The 15,805-nt window shown below is 72.5% G+C and carries 9 protein-coding genes and 1 pseudogene; 1 reads left to right on the top strand and 9 read right to left on the bottom strand.

Annotated features, from left to right (window positions below):
- Positions 1-3 precede the first annotated feature (3 nt).
- The 4 genes and pseudogenes from PV682_RS27345 to PV682_RS27330 form a co-directional block, all read right to left on the bottom strand.
- Positions 4-1,602 (bottom strand): acyl-CoA carboxylase subunit beta, encoded by a 1,599-nt coding sequence (locus PV682_RS27345; RefSeq protein WP_319734413.1) that lies wholly within the window; start codon positions 1,600-1,602, stop codon positions 4-6.
- Positions 1,603-2,564: 962 nt separating this feature from the next.
- A pseudogene (locus tag PV682_RS27340) lies at positions 2,565-4,232 on the bottom strand (acyclic terpene utilization AtuA family protein); the annotation flags it as partial.
- Positions 4,229-5,047: a TIGR03084 family metal-binding protein gene (locus PV682_RS27335; protein ID WP_319734411.1), complete on the bottom strand. Its 819-nt coding sequence runs from the start codon at positions 5,045-5,047 to the stop codon at positions 4,229-4,231. The pseudogene PV682_RS27340 and the gene PV682_RS27335, both read right to left, overlap by 4 nt.
- 149 nt (positions 5,048-5,196) lie before the next feature.
- Positions 5,197-6,180, bottom strand: coding sequence for a phosphotransferase enzyme family protein (locus tag PV682_RS27330; RefSeq protein ID WP_319734409.1), 984 nt, complete (start codon positions 6,178-6,180; stop codon positions 5,197-5,199).
- A 184-nt stretch (positions 6,181-6,364) separates the two neighbouring features.
- Between PV682_RS27330 and PV682_RS27325 the strand changes: the two genes are divergently transcribed.
- Positions 6,365-8,080, top strand: a complete 1,716-nt coding sequence (locus PV682_RS27325) for a peptide-N4-asparagine amidase (RefSeq protein WP_319734407.1) — start codon at positions 6,365-6,367, stop codon at positions 8,078-8,080.
- Between the two features lie 135 nt (positions 8,081-8,215).
- On the opposite strand, the gene PV682_RS27320 is transcribed toward PV682_RS27325, so the two are convergent.
- The 5 genes from PV682_RS27320 to PV682_RS27300 form a co-directional block, all read right to left on the bottom strand.
- The gene (locus PV682_RS27320; RefSeq protein ID WP_407705749.1) at positions 8,216-9,220 is read right to left on the bottom strand and encodes an EamA family transporter; all 1,005 of its coding nucleotides are present in this window, start codon (positions 9,218-9,220) and stop codon (positions 8,216-8,218) included.
- Positions 9,221-9,353: 133 nt separating this feature from the next.
- The gene (locus tag PV682_RS27315; RefSeq protein ID WP_319734405.1) at positions 9,354-11,420 is read right to left on the bottom strand and encodes an ABC transporter ATP-binding protein; all 2,067 of its coding nucleotides are present in this window, start codon (positions 11,418-11,420) and stop codon (positions 9,354-9,356) included.
- A 99-nt stretch (positions 11,421-11,519) separates the two neighbouring features.
- Positions 11,520-11,654 carry a hypothetical protein gene (locus tag PV682_RS27310; protein WP_319734403.1) on the bottom strand — a complete coding sequence of 45 codons (135 nt, stop codon included), beginning with the start codon at positions 11,652-11,654 and terminating at the stop codon, positions 11,520-11,522.
- Positions 11,655-11,842: 188 nt separating this feature from the next.
- The gene (locus PV682_RS27305; protein WP_319734496.1) at positions 11,843-12,574 is read right to left on the bottom strand and encodes a metallophosphoesterase family protein; all 732 of its coding nucleotides are present in this window, start codon (positions 12,572-12,574) and stop codon (positions 11,843-11,845) included.
- A 112-nt stretch (positions 12,575-12,686) separates the two neighbouring features.
- A complete protein-coding gene (locus PV682_RS27300; protein WP_319734401.1) occupies positions 12,687-15,695 on the bottom strand; it encodes an FAD-binding and (Fe-S)-binding domain-containing protein in 3,009 nt (1,002 codons plus the stop codon).
- Positions 15,696-15,805: the final 110 nt, after the last annotated feature.

Raw genomic sequence — 15,805 nt, 5'->3', positions numbered from 1 at the left:
CTCTCACATGCGGAAGACGCCGAAGCCGCCGCGCGCGCCTTCGTAGGGGGCGGTGTGGATCGCCGACAGGCACAGGCCGAGCACCGTGCGCGTGTCGCGCGGGTCGATCACGCCGTCGTCGTACAGCCGCCCGGACAGGAACATCGGCAGGGACTCCGACTCGATCTGCCGCTCCACCATGGCGCGAAGGCCCTGATCGGCCTCCTCGTCGTACGGGAGGCCCTTGGAGGCGGCGGACTGCCGGGCCACGATCGACAGGACGCCTGCGAGCTGCTGAGGGCCCATCACGGCCGACTTGGCGCTCGGCCAGGCGAACAGGAACCGCGGGTCGTAGGCCCGGCCGCACATCCCGTAGTGGCCGGCGCCGTACGAGGCGCCCATGAGGACCGACAGGTGCGGCACCCGGCTGTTGCTCACCGCGTTGATCATCATCGCGCCGTGCTTGATGATGCCGCCCTGCTCGTACTCCCGGCCGACCATGTAGCCGGTGGTGTTGTGCAGGAACAGCAGCGGAACGTCCCGCTGGTTGGCCAGCTGGATGAACTGGGCCGCCTTCTGGGACTCCTGGCTGAACAGCACGCCCTGCGCGTTCGCGAGCACCCCCACGGGATAGCCGTGCAAGGTCGCCCAGCCCGTCGTGAGGCTCGTCCCGTACAGCGGTTTGAACTCGTCGAAGTCGGAGGCGTCGACGATCCTCGCGATCACCTCGCGCGGGTCGAACGGAATCTTCAGATCGCCGGGGACGATCCCCAGGAGCTCGTCCTCGTCGTACTTCGGGGGGAGCGCCGGGGGCGGGTTCCCGTACGCCTTGCGGTGGTTGAGGCGGGCCACCACGCGACGTGCCTGCCGGATCGCGTCCCGCTCGTCGACCGCGAAGTGGTCCGCGAGACCCGACACGCGCGCGTGCATCTCGGCGCCGCCGAGGGACTCGTCGTCGCTCTCCTCGCCGGTCGCCATCTTCACGAGGGGCGGGCCGCCGAGGAACACCTTCGCGCGCTCCTTGACCATGATCACGTGGTCGGACATCCCGGGGATATACGCGCCGCCCGCGGTGGAATTGCCGAAGACGACGGCGACCGTGGGGATGCCCGCCGCCGACAGGCGCGTGAGATCGCGGAAGATCGCGCCCCCGGGGATGAAGATCTCCTTCTGGGACGGCAGGTCGGCGCCTCCGGACTCCACCAGGCTGACGCAGGGCAGCCGGTTGGCCAGCGCGATGTCGTTCGCCCTGAGGGCCTTCTTGAGACTCCAGGGATTGCTCGCGCCCCCGCGCACGGTGGGGTCGTTCGCGGTGATCAGGCACTCGACGCCCTCCACGACCCCGATCCCGGTCACCAGCGACGCGCCCACGGGGTACTCGCTCCCCCAGGCCGCGAGCGGCGACAGCTCCAGGAAGGGCGTATCGGCGTCCACCAGCAGCTCGATCCGCTCACGCGCGAGCAGCTTCCCGCGCGCGCGATGCCTCTCGACGTACTTCGGCCCGCCCCCCGCGAGCGCCTTCGCCTGCTCGGCCGCCAGTTCGTCGAGCTTGGCGAGCATGGCCTCACGGTTCGCCCGGTAGTCGGGGCCGTGCACATCCAGGGCCGTGGTCAGGACAGTCACGGGGCGGCCTCCATGGGGGTGAGCGGCGCGGTTCCAGCGCCCGAGGGGGCGTGCGGGGGCGGGGCGGGTTCCGGGGGCCGGGCGGGTTCCGGGGGCGGAGCTTCCGTCGCGGCGGGGCGCGAGGGGCCTGCGTAGGCCGCTGCGGAGTCCGAGGGCGACGGCGGGCGTCCGGACGCCTCCTGCGGGGCCTGCGGGCCGTCAGAGGCCGTGCAGGAGGGCTGGGGAGCCCCTCGGGGACTCGGCGGACCAACTGTGGCGGCAGCGGGGCGTACGGGGCCGCGCGGCGCTGCGGCGTGGGCGGACGCTTCCGGGGGCACCCGCGCGCACTCCGGGACGGCAACGGGAACCGGCACGTCCGAGGCGCCGGCTGTGGGTGCGCGCGGCCCCTCGGAGACGGCCTGCCCGCTCAGGCCGACCGCTGCGCGCGGAGAGCCTCCCGGGGCGGTTGTCTCACGCGCGGGTGCAGTGGTGGCCGCCGCCGGGGGAACCCCAGGAACGGCGGGAGCAGCCTGGTGCGTCGTGCGCGCGGGCCCCTCGTCGCCAGGACCGGCCGGGGCCACGGTCCGCGCGAGCACGGGGTCACCCGCATCCCCCGTCCCTGAAGGCCGGGGCGAACCCGCAATGCGCACGGGCACGAGGTCACCCACATCACCCGCCCCCGAAGCCGGAGACGAAGCCTCAGTGCACCCGGGCGCGAGGTCACCGGCATCGACCGCCCCCGCCCCGCGCGCGGGCGCACGGCCGCCTGGGCCGTCGGAGTCGGGGGTCACCACCCCACGTCCGGGCGCGCACCCGCCGGGAACGCCCATCGCCGTCCCGCCCCCGGGCGCAGGACCGGCAGGAACGGTCACCGCCGCCGCGCCTCTGGGCGCAGGACCGGCAGGTACGACCGCCACCGCCCCACCCCCGCGCGCAAGTCCCTCGTCCCTCGCCCCCGCGCGCGGGACGCCCGCCGCCACCCCCTCCGGCACGTCCACGTACCGCGCCCGCAGCCACTCCCCCAGGGCCTTGGCCTGAGGGTCGAAGCGGTGCTGGGAGGCGACGCCCGTGCCGAGGATGCCCTCGACCACGAAGTTCACGGCGCGGAGGCCGGGCAGGACGTGGCGGGTGACGGGGAGTTCGCGGGTCTCGGGGAGCAGTTCGCGGAACCGGTCGACCGTCAGCTCGTGGACGAGCCAGCGCCAGGCTTCGTCGGCGCGTACCCACACCCCGACGTTCGCGTCACCGCCCTTGTCGCCGCTGCGCGCCCCGGCGAACGTCCCCAGGGGTACCCGTACTAGTACCTGAGAGGGAGGCAACGGCTCGGGAAGCGGCGGCTCCGGTGCGGGTTCGAGTGCGGTGGTACGGGTGGGTGGGGGTACGGCGATCCGCCGCCCGTCGTCGAGGACGGCCACGTGCTCGACGTCCCCCTGGGGTATGTACGCCGCCTCGAACACCCCGTACGGCGCCCCGCGCCCGGGCGGCGCGAGGACGTGGAACCCGGGGTAGCTCCCGAGAGCCAGCTCGACGACGGCGCCGGACAGGGCACGTCCGACGGCCTCCTCCCGTGCGTCCCGTACGACCAGGCGCAGTACGGCACTGGCCTCCTCCTCGGTCCCGGCGTCGGCCCGGTCGGTGCGGACGAGGTCCCAACGCACCTCGGCGGGAAGGGACTTGCCGAAGGCGTACGTCTCCGTCTGCTCCCGCACGAGCGCGGCCTTGGCCTCGATGTCGAGCCCGGTGAGCACGAACGCGACCTCGTTGCGGAAGCCCCCGATCCGGCTCAGCCCGACCTTGAGGTCCGGCGGCGGCGCCTCCCCCCGTACCCCGGTGACCCGGACCCGGTCGGGCCCGTCGCTCTCCAGGACCACGGAGTCGAGGCGGGCGGTCACATCGGGCCCGGCGTACCGGGCGCCGCCCGTCTCGTACAGGAGTTGGGCGGTGACCGTACCGACGTCCACCAGACCCCCCGTACCGGGGTGCTTGGTGATCACGCAGCTGCCGTCGGCGTGGAGTTCGGCGAGCGGGAAGCCGGGACGGCGTACGTCGGCCTCCCGGAAGAAGGCGTAGTTGCCGCCGGTGGCCTGTGTCCCGCACTCCAGGACGTGCCCGGCGACGACCGCGCCCGCGAGCCGGTCGTACTCCCTGGGCCCCCACCCGAAGTGCGCGGCGGCGGGCCCGGTGACGAGCGCCGCGTCGGTCACCCGCCCGGTCACCACGATGTCGGCGCCCTCCCGCAGGCACGCGGCGATCCCGAACCCGCCGAGGTAGGCGTGCGCGGCGAGCGCGTCCGGGAACCGCCCACGCAGATCGTCCCCCTCGACGTACGCGACTCTGGCCGGAACCCCGAGCCGCCGCGCCAACTCCCGTACGGCGTCGGCGAGTCCAGCCGGATTGAGCCCGCCGGCGTTGGTGACGATCCGCACCCCTCGTTCGTGTGCGAGGCCGAGGCAGTCCTCCAGTTGCCGCAGAAAGGTGCGCGCGAACCCGGCGCCGGGGTCCTTGAGCCGGTCCCGGCCGAGGATGAGCATGGTCAGCTCGGCGAGGAAGTCCCCGGTGAGGACGTCGAGTTCGCCTCCGGTCAGCATCTCGTGGAGGGCGTCCAGACGGTCGCCGTAGAACCCTGAGAAGTTGCCGATCCGGAGGGTCACCCGGCCTCCCCCGCCTGCCGTTCGGTGGTCTCCGACTTCGGCGGGCGGCCCCCTCCGGGCGGCCCCGCGAACACCTGGGCGACCCCCAACCACTGCTCCGCCTCCGGCCCTTCGGCGTCGAGCGCGAGGTCGTCGCGGTGGGCGCGCTGGGTGACGAGGAGGCAGAAGTCGAGGGCGGGACCGGTGACCCGCTGGTCGGCGTCCTCGGGCCCGTACGTCCACAACTCGCCGGAAGGAGCGGTGAGTTCGACGCGGAACTCCTCGAACGGCGCCGCCAGCCCGTGCACGCCGAACGCGAAGTCCCGTGTCCTGACGCCGAGTCGGGCGATGTGGCGGAGCCGGTCGGTGGGGGCCGGCGTGACGCCGAGCGCGTCCGCGACGTCCAGGCCGTGCGCCCAGGTCTCCATCAGGCGGGCGGTGGCCATGGACGCGGTGGACATCGGCGGGCCGTACCAGGGGAACCGTCCCCGCTCGGGCGCCGTCCGCAACACCTTCTCCAGCGCCTCGCGTTCGGCCCGCCAGCCCCCGAGCAAGCGCTCGGGCGGGCGTTGCGCCCCGGCCCGCGCTCCGTCGTCCACGAAGTCGCCGGGCGCCACGAGCGCCTTCTCGACCTCGCGCGAGAACGCGTCCTGGTCGGTCATCGCCAGCCGGGCGGAGCGGTCCGTCCAGGCGAGGTGGGCGATCTGGTGGGCGATGGTCCAACCGGCCGCCGGCGTCGGGAGTTTCCACTGCTCGGGGCTCAACTCGGCTACCAGCCGGTCGAGTTCCTCGCTCTCGGCACGCAGGTCGTCGATGACGGGGGTGGGGTCGGCCATGGGGCGAGCATGGCAGTGGGGGTGAAAACAATCAAGCATGCTTGCATGGATTTTGGTCACGGCGGCGGCCCGAGGGTGCCCGGCAGCACGACCGGTCAACACCCCCGGGCCGCAAGGACGTTCAGTTCGCCTCCCGGCCGCGGGGCCGTTCAGCCCACCTCCGCAGCCGCCTCCGCCAGCACACCGACCGCGTCCAGCCGCGGAATCACCCGCATGCAGTGGACCGCCTGCTCGGCACCGAACGCCCGCTGCTCCTCGGTGACCGTCGGTTCGACCGCGCAGTCTGCCTGAACCCGCACGTAGTTCAAGGCAGTTGCGAAGAGCATGGAGAACGACCGGGTCCCCCTGATCACGCCCGGGCCACCGGCGGCGCGGTACGCCCGGACGATCCGCTGAGCCCTCCCGGGGTCCGGCTCGTTCGCGCCCGACCAGATGAACAGGGCGCGCGCCAGCTCCTGTTCGGCGGAGATGGGACCGGCGTTGTCCCAGTCGAGCAGGACCGGCCCGGCGGGGCCCACCAGGACGTTCTGCGGCTGGAAGTCGAGGTGCGACATCACCAGGCCGGCGTCACCCGCGGGTATCACCCAGGCGGACAGCTCAGGTACTACGCCCTCGACGAAGCGGTCCAGGTCGTCGGCCCAGGCGAGCCCCGCGCGCCGTACCTTCTCGCCGAGTTCCTTCCACTCGGCGTCGTCGGGGCAGCGTTCATACCAGTCGTCCACCGGGCCCTCGGCGCCCGCCCCCGCACGGTGGACGATCCCGGCCGTCCGCCCGAACCAGTCCAGGACCGCCGGGTCGGAGGGGTCGGCCGCGCTCCCCTCGACCCAGTCGTACAGCTTGACCGCGGAGGACTCCAGGCGGGTGACGTGGGCGCCGTCGCGGTTGGTGTGCAGGCGGGGCGCCGAGATGCCCAGCTCCTCCGCCGCGTCCCGGAGTCCGGCCTCCTTGCGGACCTGGTCCTCGTCGCACCCGAACAGCATCTCCTTCACCGCCCAGGACGATCCGGCGCCGGTCAGCCGCCAGATCTGCCCGAGGGCGCCCCGGGTCACCGGGGTGACGGTCCAGGGGCCGGGGCCGAGGGAGTAGGCGTCGGCGATGGCTGCGGCTTCTACTGTCCTGGTGGGTGTGGGCATGAGCGCTGACTGTAGTTCGCGTAGTACGCGCGGGGTACGGGGTTTTCGCGGCCCGAGGGGGATGCGGTCGAGGGCGGGCAGGTCACGGCCGTATCGACGCCCGGTCGGATTACGCCCCGGAATTGGTCAATACCTTTCCAAGTCCTCTTGGCCCGGCCCTGGGCGTGGCAGTTCACTGCGCCGCATGAGAGTCGAACGAACCACGAGGACCAGGGCCCCGGGCCCCTCGGGACCCACGATCCGTCCGGGCCGGGCGCTCACCGTGCTGGCCACCGCCGTCGCCGCGTTCGGCCTGTCGCTGGGCAGCGCCTCCGCCGCCGGCACGCCGGTCCCGGCGACCGGCACACCGGCCGCCGTGCCGGTCTCCGCCACCACGCCGACCGCCACCACGCCGTCCACCGCCGTGCCGCCCGAGTTCGGCACCGACTACCACGACCCCGTCACCGCCGCCCCGCCGATCGCGACCCCGCACACCAGGTCGTGCTCGGTCACCGTCGCGCAGGCCCGGTTCAAGGACTTCACCCCGTACACCGGCACCTACACCCCGCCCAACGGCTGCGGCGCGCCCGGCAGTTGGGCCAAGGTCGTGCTGCGCCTCGACGGGAGCGTGCAGGGCAGGCAGTTCGACCGGCTCGGCTACCTGGACATCGGCGGCGTACAGATGCTCCGCACCTCGACGCCCGAGCCCTCGCAGGACGGCATCGACTGGTCCGTCGAGAAGGACGTCACCCAGTACGCGCCCACCCTCAGCACCCCGCAGTCCGTCGACATGCTCATCGGCAACGTTGTCGACGACACCTACACGGGCGTCCTGAACGTCAAGGCCACTCTCACGTTCTACGCGTCTACCCCTGGAGTACGGGTCTTTGGGCCCGACCGCGTCATCCCGCTGAGCGACGCCGACCGGGTGACGACGGGCGCCTCGCTCACCGTGCCGCGCAACTCCGAGCGGATCCTCGCGGAGGTGTACGCCACCGGGTCGGGCGGCGGCTGCGAGGAGTTCTGGTACTCGGCGGTCACCCCTTCGGCGTCGTACTCCTGCAAGGGCGGGGACGACGGGCCGTACCGCGAGGTGCGGATCAGCGTCGACGGGAAGGTCGCCGGGATCGCGTCCCCGTACCCGAACGTGTGGACCGGCGGCTGGTCCCCGTACCTCTGGTCGGTGATCCCCTCGCCTCACTCCTTCGACGTACGACCGCTGGTGTACGACCTGACGCCGTTCGCGGGAGTCCTGAACGACGGCAAGGCGCACAAGGTCGACGTGTCGGTGATCGGGGTGCCGGCCGGGCAGACCGGGTGGAGCGCGCCGACGAACGTCCTCGTCTGGCAGGACCACCACAAGGCGGTCGTGACCGGGGCCGTCACGTCGTACCGGCAGAGTGGTCCTCAGGTCGTCAATCACTACACTGACGGCTCGCTGCGGCACCTGGCGACCGACGGCTCGGACCGGCTCAAGGTCACCGGGTACGTCGACACCTCGCACGGCCGGGTCACGACGACGGTCGAGCGGACCGTCACGACCGCGATCGACCACCGGTGGACGCCCGACGAGAACACCGACGACCAGACCGGCACGTGGACCGACCACCAGGCCGTCACCACCGGCGGGCACGTCTCCCGCACCGACCGCACCTACACCCTCGACGGCCGCGCGACCATCGACAGCGCCAACCGGCTGCGCGTGATCATGTCCGTCGGCGACCGCTCGGCCGTCGGCGCCACCCGCGTCGACGACGAGTACCGCGGCGACGCGACCTTCACGCTCGGCGTACCCCGCGAGCAGCGGCACGCCGTGGCCACGACGAGTGAGCGGTACCGGGTCCGGGGGCCGGGGGTCTGCTACGACCACACGCTCGCGACCGAGCAAGGGGTCCTGACGAAGGACGTACAGCGCTACTGAGGTAGGGGATACCTGGGAGGGACGAGTACGAGTACAGGGACGAAACGGGGACGGGTACGGGGTCCCGGCCTCCTCACCTCGGTCGTCCCTCCCGGGTACTACCCGGGTACACCCGCAGAGGGACGACGGGGCGCCTCAGCCGGTGGAGGTTTCGGAGCCGCCGGAGGCGCTGGGCTTGCCGGAGGCGCCGGGCGCGTCCGGCACCTCCGCCCTCCCCCTCCCCACCTGCGTACGTACCGCCCCCATGCTCGCGGCGATGACGAGTGCGATCGCCAGCGCCTGGAGCGAGGTCAGGGCCTGGTCGAGGATGAGGAACCCGGCCCCCGCGGCGATCGCGGGTTCGAGGCTCATGAGGATCGCGAAGGTCGAGGCGGGCAGGCGGCGCAGCGCGAGGAGTTCGAGGGTGTAGGGGAGGACGGAGGAGAGGATCGCGACGGCCGCGCCGAGGCCGACGGTCGCCGGGTGCAGCAGCTTCGTACCCGCCTCCGCGATCCCGAGCGGCAGGAAGAGGACGGCCCCGACGCCCATCGCGAGCGCGAGCCCGTCCGCCTGCGGGAAGCGGCGGCCCGTGCGGGCGCTGAAGACGATGTACGTCGCCCAGGCGACGCCCGCCGAGAGCGCGAACGCGACGCCGGCCGGGTCGAGGCTGTCGAAGCTCCCGCCGCCGAGCAGGAAGACGCCGGCGAGGGCGAGGGCCGCCCAGACCGCGTTCACCGCGCGGCGGGAGGCCAGGACCGAGAGGGCCAGCGGGCCGAGGACCTCCAGGGTGACGGCCGGGCCGAGGGGGATGCGGGCGACGGCCTGGTAGAAGAGGCCGTTCATGGTGGCCATCGTGGCGCCGAAGACGATCACCGTGCCCCAGTCCGCGCGCGAGTGGCCGCGCAGGCGGGGGCGGCAGATCACGAGCAGCACGACCGAGGCGACCACCAGTCGCAGCGTCACCACGCCGAGCGCGCCCGCCCTCGGCATCAGAAGTACGGACAGGGCGCCGCCGAACTGCACCGACACGCCGCCGGCCAGCACCAGGCCGATGGGCCCGAGGGGGCTGGTACCCCGTACCCGTCCCCCGCCAGGGGTACCGCCCCGAGTGCCGCCCTCGCCTCGGAGGGTTCCGGGTACGCCGCCAGTAGGGATCGCGATCGTCGGTTCAGGGGTGGTCACTGGCGGTCCCGGTGCTCGGCGAGTTCATCATGATGCACTTACGAGTCCACGGTAATGGACTCGGTCAGGCGTGTGAACCGGGTTTGCCGCTGTCTCGGAGCGTGAGATGCCTTCAGTCGCCGGGCCGGAAGAGGTGACCGTAGTAGGGGTGGTTCGTGTCGTATGCGGTGTAGGGGTTGGGCTCGGGTGCCGGTACGGAAGCCGGTACGTCATACCCGTAGCCCCCGTACCCGTAGGGCCCGTACCCGTAGGGCCCCGCTCCATCCGTGTCACCGGGGTAGTACCCCTGGCCCACGCCATCGCCCAACCCCGTCTCCGCCGCTCCCTCCTCCAGGAACACCGGCATCCGCAGCTCCCCCGTGTCCATGACGGCGTTGTTCTGCGAGCGGTGCAGCCGGGAGTACGCCCCGCCGCGCGCGAGCAGTTCCTCGTGCCGCCCGGTCTCGACGACCCGCCCCCGGTCGACGACGAGGATGCGGTCGGCGTCGGGCGCGAGGTTGAGGTCGTGGGTGATCATCAGGGTCGTCCGCCCGGCCATCAGCCGCCGCAGCGGCTTGACCACCCGGCGTGCGGACATCGCGTCGAGCCCGGTCGTCGGCTCGTCGAGGACCAGCACCGGGGAGTCCCGCAGGATCGCGCGGGCGATGGCGAGCCGCTGGAGCTGACCGCCGGACAGGCGCGCGGTGCCGGGGTCGATCCGCGTGTCGTACCCGTCGGGGAGGCGTACGACGAAGTCGTGGGCGTCGGCCGCGCGTGCCGCCGCCTCGATCGCCTCGTCGCTGGCACCGGGCCGGCCGCAGGCGATGTTGGCGCGGACGGTGTCGTGCAGGACCAGCGTCTCCTGGGGGAGGAGGGTGACGTACTCCCGCAGCCGGGTGAGGGGGAGGTCCCTCAGAGGAGTGCCGTCGAGGCGCACCTCTCCGGTATCAGGGTCGTAGAACCTGAGGAGGAGCTTCGAGACCGTGGACTTCCCGGCGCCGCTCGGGCCGGTGACGATCACCAGCTCGCCAGGGCTGACGTCGAAGGAGAGCCCCCGGAGGGCGTCGCGGTCCGCGCCGGGGTAGCGGAAGGCGACGTCGCGGACCGTGATCGCGCCGTCGGGGCGGCCGGTGTCGGCGGCGTGCCTGGGGTCGGCGACCGACGGCTGTACGTCGAGGATCTCGATCAGCCGCTCGGCGCCGGCGGTGGCCGCGGTGACCGTGAGCCCGAGCTGGGCGAGGCCGCGCACAGGCGGGTAGAGGTAGCCCAAGAAGGCAGCGAACGCGAGGAGTTGACCGAGCGTCATGCGCCCGGTGGAGATCTCCCAGGTGCCGACGCCGATCACCGCGAGCACGCACACGGTCTCGATGACCTGGACGAGCTGCTCGTACGCCTCGTTCAGCCGGGTCGAGCGCACGGAGGCGCGGAACCACGCCGTCGCCTCCTCGTGCAGCCGCCGCCGCTCGGCGTCGCGGCGGCCGTACGCCTGGGTGAGGACGATGTTGCCGAGGGACTCCTCGACGACGGAGGTGATCGCGCCGTCCGCGACCCGGCCCGCGCGGGAGACGTCCTTGATGGAGCCGGAGAAACGGCGGGCCGCGAGCCAGAACAAGGGCGCGAGGACGAAGGTCGCGGCGGCCAGGTCCCAGCGCAGCCAGAACGCGGCGGCGGCGTAGAAGAGGGCGCTGAACCCGGCGGAGGCGGCGCCCACGAGGCCGGACACGACGAGCGTCTCGATCGCCTCGACGTCGCTGGTGAGCCGGGACAACAGGTCGCCCCGGCGGTGGACTTGGAAGAAGTGCGGGGGCAACTGCTGTACGTGGTCGAAGACATGCTCGCGCAGTCTCATCACGAAGCGTTCGGTGGCCCAGGCGGCGAGGGAGTTGCCGGCGTAGGCGACGACCGCGCCGACGACCGCGACGGCGAGCCACTTCGCGGCGGGGGCCCAAAAGGCGTTCAGGGAGCCCTGGTTGAGGGCGTGGTCGGTCAACTCGCCGAACAGCAGCACGGCTTCGGTCTCGGCGAGGGCGGCGAGGACGGTGCAGACCCAGACGAGCAGCAGCCAGGTGCGCAGTCCTCTGGTCAGCGGCCAGAAACGGCGGAACGCGACCCGGGGCGGAATGGCCGGAGTGCCGTACGCGTATTCTTCGGCGTCCGAATCGGTATCGAGATCATCGACCCCCGCATTCTTGTCGGCCATGCGACACGCCCTTTCCTCACCGTCGGCCCGCCATCGGCAAATGAATCGAAAAAGGGCCGACGGTGCACCACCGGCCCCTTTTCAGAGTTCAGCTCGGGATCAGTTGTCCCGGCCGGGGATCGGCTTGGGGGCCGGCGGAACCGGGCGCTTACCCTTGGGCTTCGGCTTCGGCGGGGGCGGGAGCTGCTTCGACTTGGGCTTCGGGGGCAGCGGGGCAAGCTTCTTGAAGCTCATTCCAACTCCTAAGGGGGATTGCACTGTACCTTCGATTTCGTCGAATTCCGCGTCCGGAACCCGATACCGAGGAACTTACACGGCTCCCTTGTTCAGGGTCGGCAAAGTTGGCAAAGAGGCGCTGTGAATACCTTTGAAAAAGCTGGGCATTTCGTCGGAGCCGCCCAGCTGATTCACAGAGTGCCTGGTCAGCCGCGTCCGTCACGCGGCCCGAACGTCTCCAGCGCCAGCGTGTCCGTGACCCGCGCGTACAGATAGGTGTCCGCCCACTCGGCGATCCCCGGGTACGCGCACTCGGCGACCAGCCGCGCGACGGCTCCCGGCACGTCGTACGGCGTGACCCGCAGGTCCACCCCCGGCCCGAGCAGGCACCAGTGCGCGCCGGAACGGCCGTACGGCATCCCGACGCTGCCGGGGTTGACGACCAACTTGCCCTCGGCGAGGCGGAGATACGGCATGTGGGTGTGCCCGCAGACAACCGTGCGCACGGCGGGGTCGAGCCCGGCGAGGACCTCGCGCCAGCGGGCCGGGCGGGAGTCGACGAGGACGACTTCCTCGTCGTCGTGGGGAGTTGCGTGGCAGAACAGGGTCGCGCCCAGCCCGGCGACGGTGAGCGTGCGGGTCGCCGGGAGGGCTGCGAGGAAGGCGATGTGCTCCTCGGTCAGCGCCCGCGCGGCGAACGGGCCGATGGGGTCCGGGATTTCGGCGCGCAGGCCGCGCCGGTACTCGACCAGTTCCCGGTCCGCGTTGCCGGAGACCCACAGCACGCGGTCGCCCTGCTCCCTCAACAGGTCGATGACCTCGGCGGGTTGGGGTCCCGCCGCGATGTCCCCGGTGAGGACGATCCGGTCGGCGGCGGCGACGTCCGGTTCGGCGAGCACCGCTTCGAGGGCGGGCAGGACGCCGTGGATGTCGGACAGGACGGCGACCGACTCGGCTTTCCCGTACGTCGGCTCGGCTTCCCTGTGCTTCGACTCGGCGTCTCCGTACCTCACTTGGCACCCCTATACGTCGACTCGGCGTCTCCGTACGTCACTTGGTGTCCCTCTCGTCGTCCAGCGCCTCGGCGAGGACCTCCGCGAGGTGCCTGCCCCGCACCCCGGCCAGCTGCTCCAGCTGGGTCCGGCAGGAGAAGCCGTCGGCGAGGACGACCGCGTCCTGCGGTGCCTCCCGTACGGACGGCAGGAGCTGCTCCTCGGCGCAGGCGGATGACACCTCGAAGTGCCCTTTCTCGAAGCCGAAGTTACCGGCGAGGCCGCAGCATCCGCCGCTCAATTCCCCGCTGAGACCGGCGACTTCCCTCAGCCGCCGGTCGGCCGCGTCGCCGAGCACCGCGTGCTGGTGGCAGTGGGTCTGTCCGACCACCGGCCGGTCCAGCCGGGGCGGCGTCCAGTCGGGGGCGTACTTCTCCAGCGCCTCCGCGAAGGTGAGCACCCGGGCGGCGAGCCGGGCGGCGCGCGGGTCGTCGGGGAGGAGTTCGGGGAGGTCGGCGCGGAGCGCGGCGGCGCAGCTGGGTTCCAGGACGACGAAGGGCGGGAGCGGCAAGTCGTCGTCCTCGTCGGGGAGTTCATCGAGTCCGCCGAGACCGCTGAGCGCGTCGAGTCCACCGTCCCGTACCTCCTCCAGCAGCTCCTCCTCCCGCGCATCCCGCAGATCGTCGGCCGAGATCAGGTACGGATCCAGCAGATCCAGCGTCGTCCGCAGCACCTCCCGCGCCCGTTCCAACTGCCCCGTGGAGACGTACGTCAGCCCGCAGCACACCTTCCCCCGCCGCACCGCCCACGGCGCCGCCCCGCCCTTCCAGCGCACGGTCGGCGGCAGCAGGACCGTCATCCCGGCCGCCTCCAGCACCCGAACTGCCGCCGTGCCGACGGCTGGTGACAGGTAATCAGTGAACGTGTCCGGCCACAGCACGACCAGCTGTCCGTCCCGCCGCCACTCGACGGGAGCCCGCCGCCCGGCCCGGGCTCGCTTCAGCACCGTCTTGAACCGCCGCAGCCACCACCGGCTGAACGTCTCCGACGCCACCCGTGGAATCCCCCGCTCGGGCGCGACGCCCCCGACCCGCTTCCCCAGCGCCGCCAACGGCCGTACGGAGGCAAGGGAGTTGATGATCGGAGCGGTCCGGGTCCGGGCGATCCACCGCAGCCACTGCGGCAGCCGTCCCATGCTGTAGTGCGCGGCCGGACGCCGTCGCCCCTCGTAGTGGTGGTGCAGGAACTCGGCCTTGTAGGTGGCCATGTCGACGCCGACGGGGCAGTCCGAGCGGCATCCCTTGCAGGAGAGGCAGAGGTCGAGGGCGTCGCGGACCTCCGTGGACCGCCAGCCGTCGGTGACGAGTTCACCCGCGAGCATCTCGTGCAGGAGCCTCGCGCGTCCCCGCGTGGAGTGGGCCTCCTCGCCGGTCGCGCGGAACGACGGGCACATGACGGCGGGGCCGGACGCCGTCGTCGTACGGCACTTGGCGACGCCGACGCAGCGGCGTACGGCGGCGGAGAAGTCGCCGTCGTCGGCGGGGTAGCCGAAGACGACGGGGACGGGCTCGCGGGGCAGCGGTGCGAAGCGGAGGTTGGCGTCGAGGGGGGCGGGGCGGACCAGCATGCCGGGGTTGAGGAGGTCGTCGGGGTCCCAGAGCGCCTTGACGCGTTCGAAGAGGGTGACCATCTCCACCCCGTACATCCTGGGTAGTAGTTCCGCGCGTGCCTGGCCGTCGCCGTGCTCCCCGGAGAGGGAGCCGCCGTGGGCGGTGACGAGGTCGGCGAGCTCCTCCGAGAAGCGGCGGAAGCGGGCGATGCCGGGGCCGGTGAGGAGGTCGAAGTCGATGCGGACGTGGATGCAGCCGTCGCCGAAGTGGCCGTAGGGGGTACCTCGCAGCCCGTGCGCGGCGAGGAGGGCGCGGAAGTCGCGCAGGTAGGCGCCGAGGCGGGCCGGGGGTACGGCGCAGTCCTCCCAGCCGGGCCACGCCTCGCGGCCGTCCGGCGTCCTCGTCGCGGTACCGCTCGCGTCCTCCCGGATGCGCCACAGGGCGCGCTGTCCGGCGGGGTCGGTGACGACCACCGCGTCGACGGCGTCGGCCGCGCGGACGATCGCCTCACCCCGTACCCGTGCCTCGTCCGGGGTATCGCCGCCGGTCTCGACGAACAGCCAGGCACCGCCGCGGGGCAACCCGTAGCTCTCGGGTACGAGGTCGGCCGCCATACCCTCGACCGTCAACGGCCCGTACGGCAGCAGCCCGGCCGCCGCCTCCGCCGCGTCGCCCTCGTCCCCGTACCCCAGGACGGCGAGGGCCCGCGCGCGGGGTGCCTCGACGAGGCGGACGGTGGCCCTGGTGAGGACCGCGAGGGTGCCCTCGGAGCCGCAGTAGGCGCGGGCCGTGTCGGCGCCGTTCTCGGGGAGCAGGGCGTCCAGGGCGTACCCGGAGATGCGCCGGGGGAGTTCGGGGAAGCCGGTGCGCAGGCGGGCCAGCTCGGTGTCGACCAGCCGGCGTAGTCCTTCGGGGCTGCCCGACCAGTCCCTCCCCAGGGTGAGGCGGGCGCCGCGCGCGGTCACGACGTCCAGGCTCCGGACGTTGTCGGCGGTCGTCCCCCACGCGACCGAGTGGGAGCCGCACGAGTTGTTGCCGATCATGCCGCCGAGGGTGCAGCGGCTGTGCGTGGAGGGGTCGGGGCCGAAGCGCAGGCCGTGCGGGGCGGCGGCGTCCTGGAGGTGGTCGAGGACCAGGCCTGGCTGGACCACGGCGGTACGGGCGGCGGGGTCCAGGTCGAGGACGCGGTTCAGGTGCCGGGTGAAGTCGAGGACGACGCCGGTGCCGGTGGCCTGCCCGGCGATGGAGGTACCCCCACCCCTGGGTACTACGGGTACCCCGTGCTCCCGGCAGATCTCCAGGGCGGCGATCACGTCGGCGTCGTCCCGGGGAGCCACGACCCCGAGGGGGACCCGCCGGTAGTTCGAGGCGTCCATGGTCACGAGGGCACGGGAGGTGGTGTCGAAGCCGACGTCGCCTCGCAGGGCCGCGCGCAGATCCGCTTCCAGGTTCGGCATGGGTACAGGAAATCAGGCCGGGCGTCCGGGGGCAGGGGTCCGGACGTTCAAGATCCTTCGAGACGGTGCCTCGCGTAGTACCTGGGAGGGACCGGTACTACCCCCGTCCT

Source organism: Streptomyces niveiscabiei (assembly GCF_033794345.1).
GTDB lineage: Bacteria > Actinomycetota > Actinomycetes > Streptomycetales > Streptomycetaceae > Streptomyces > Streptomyces niveiscabiei.
Note: the sequence above shows the minus strand (reverse complement) of the source record. Positions and strands in the feature narration are given on the sequence as shown.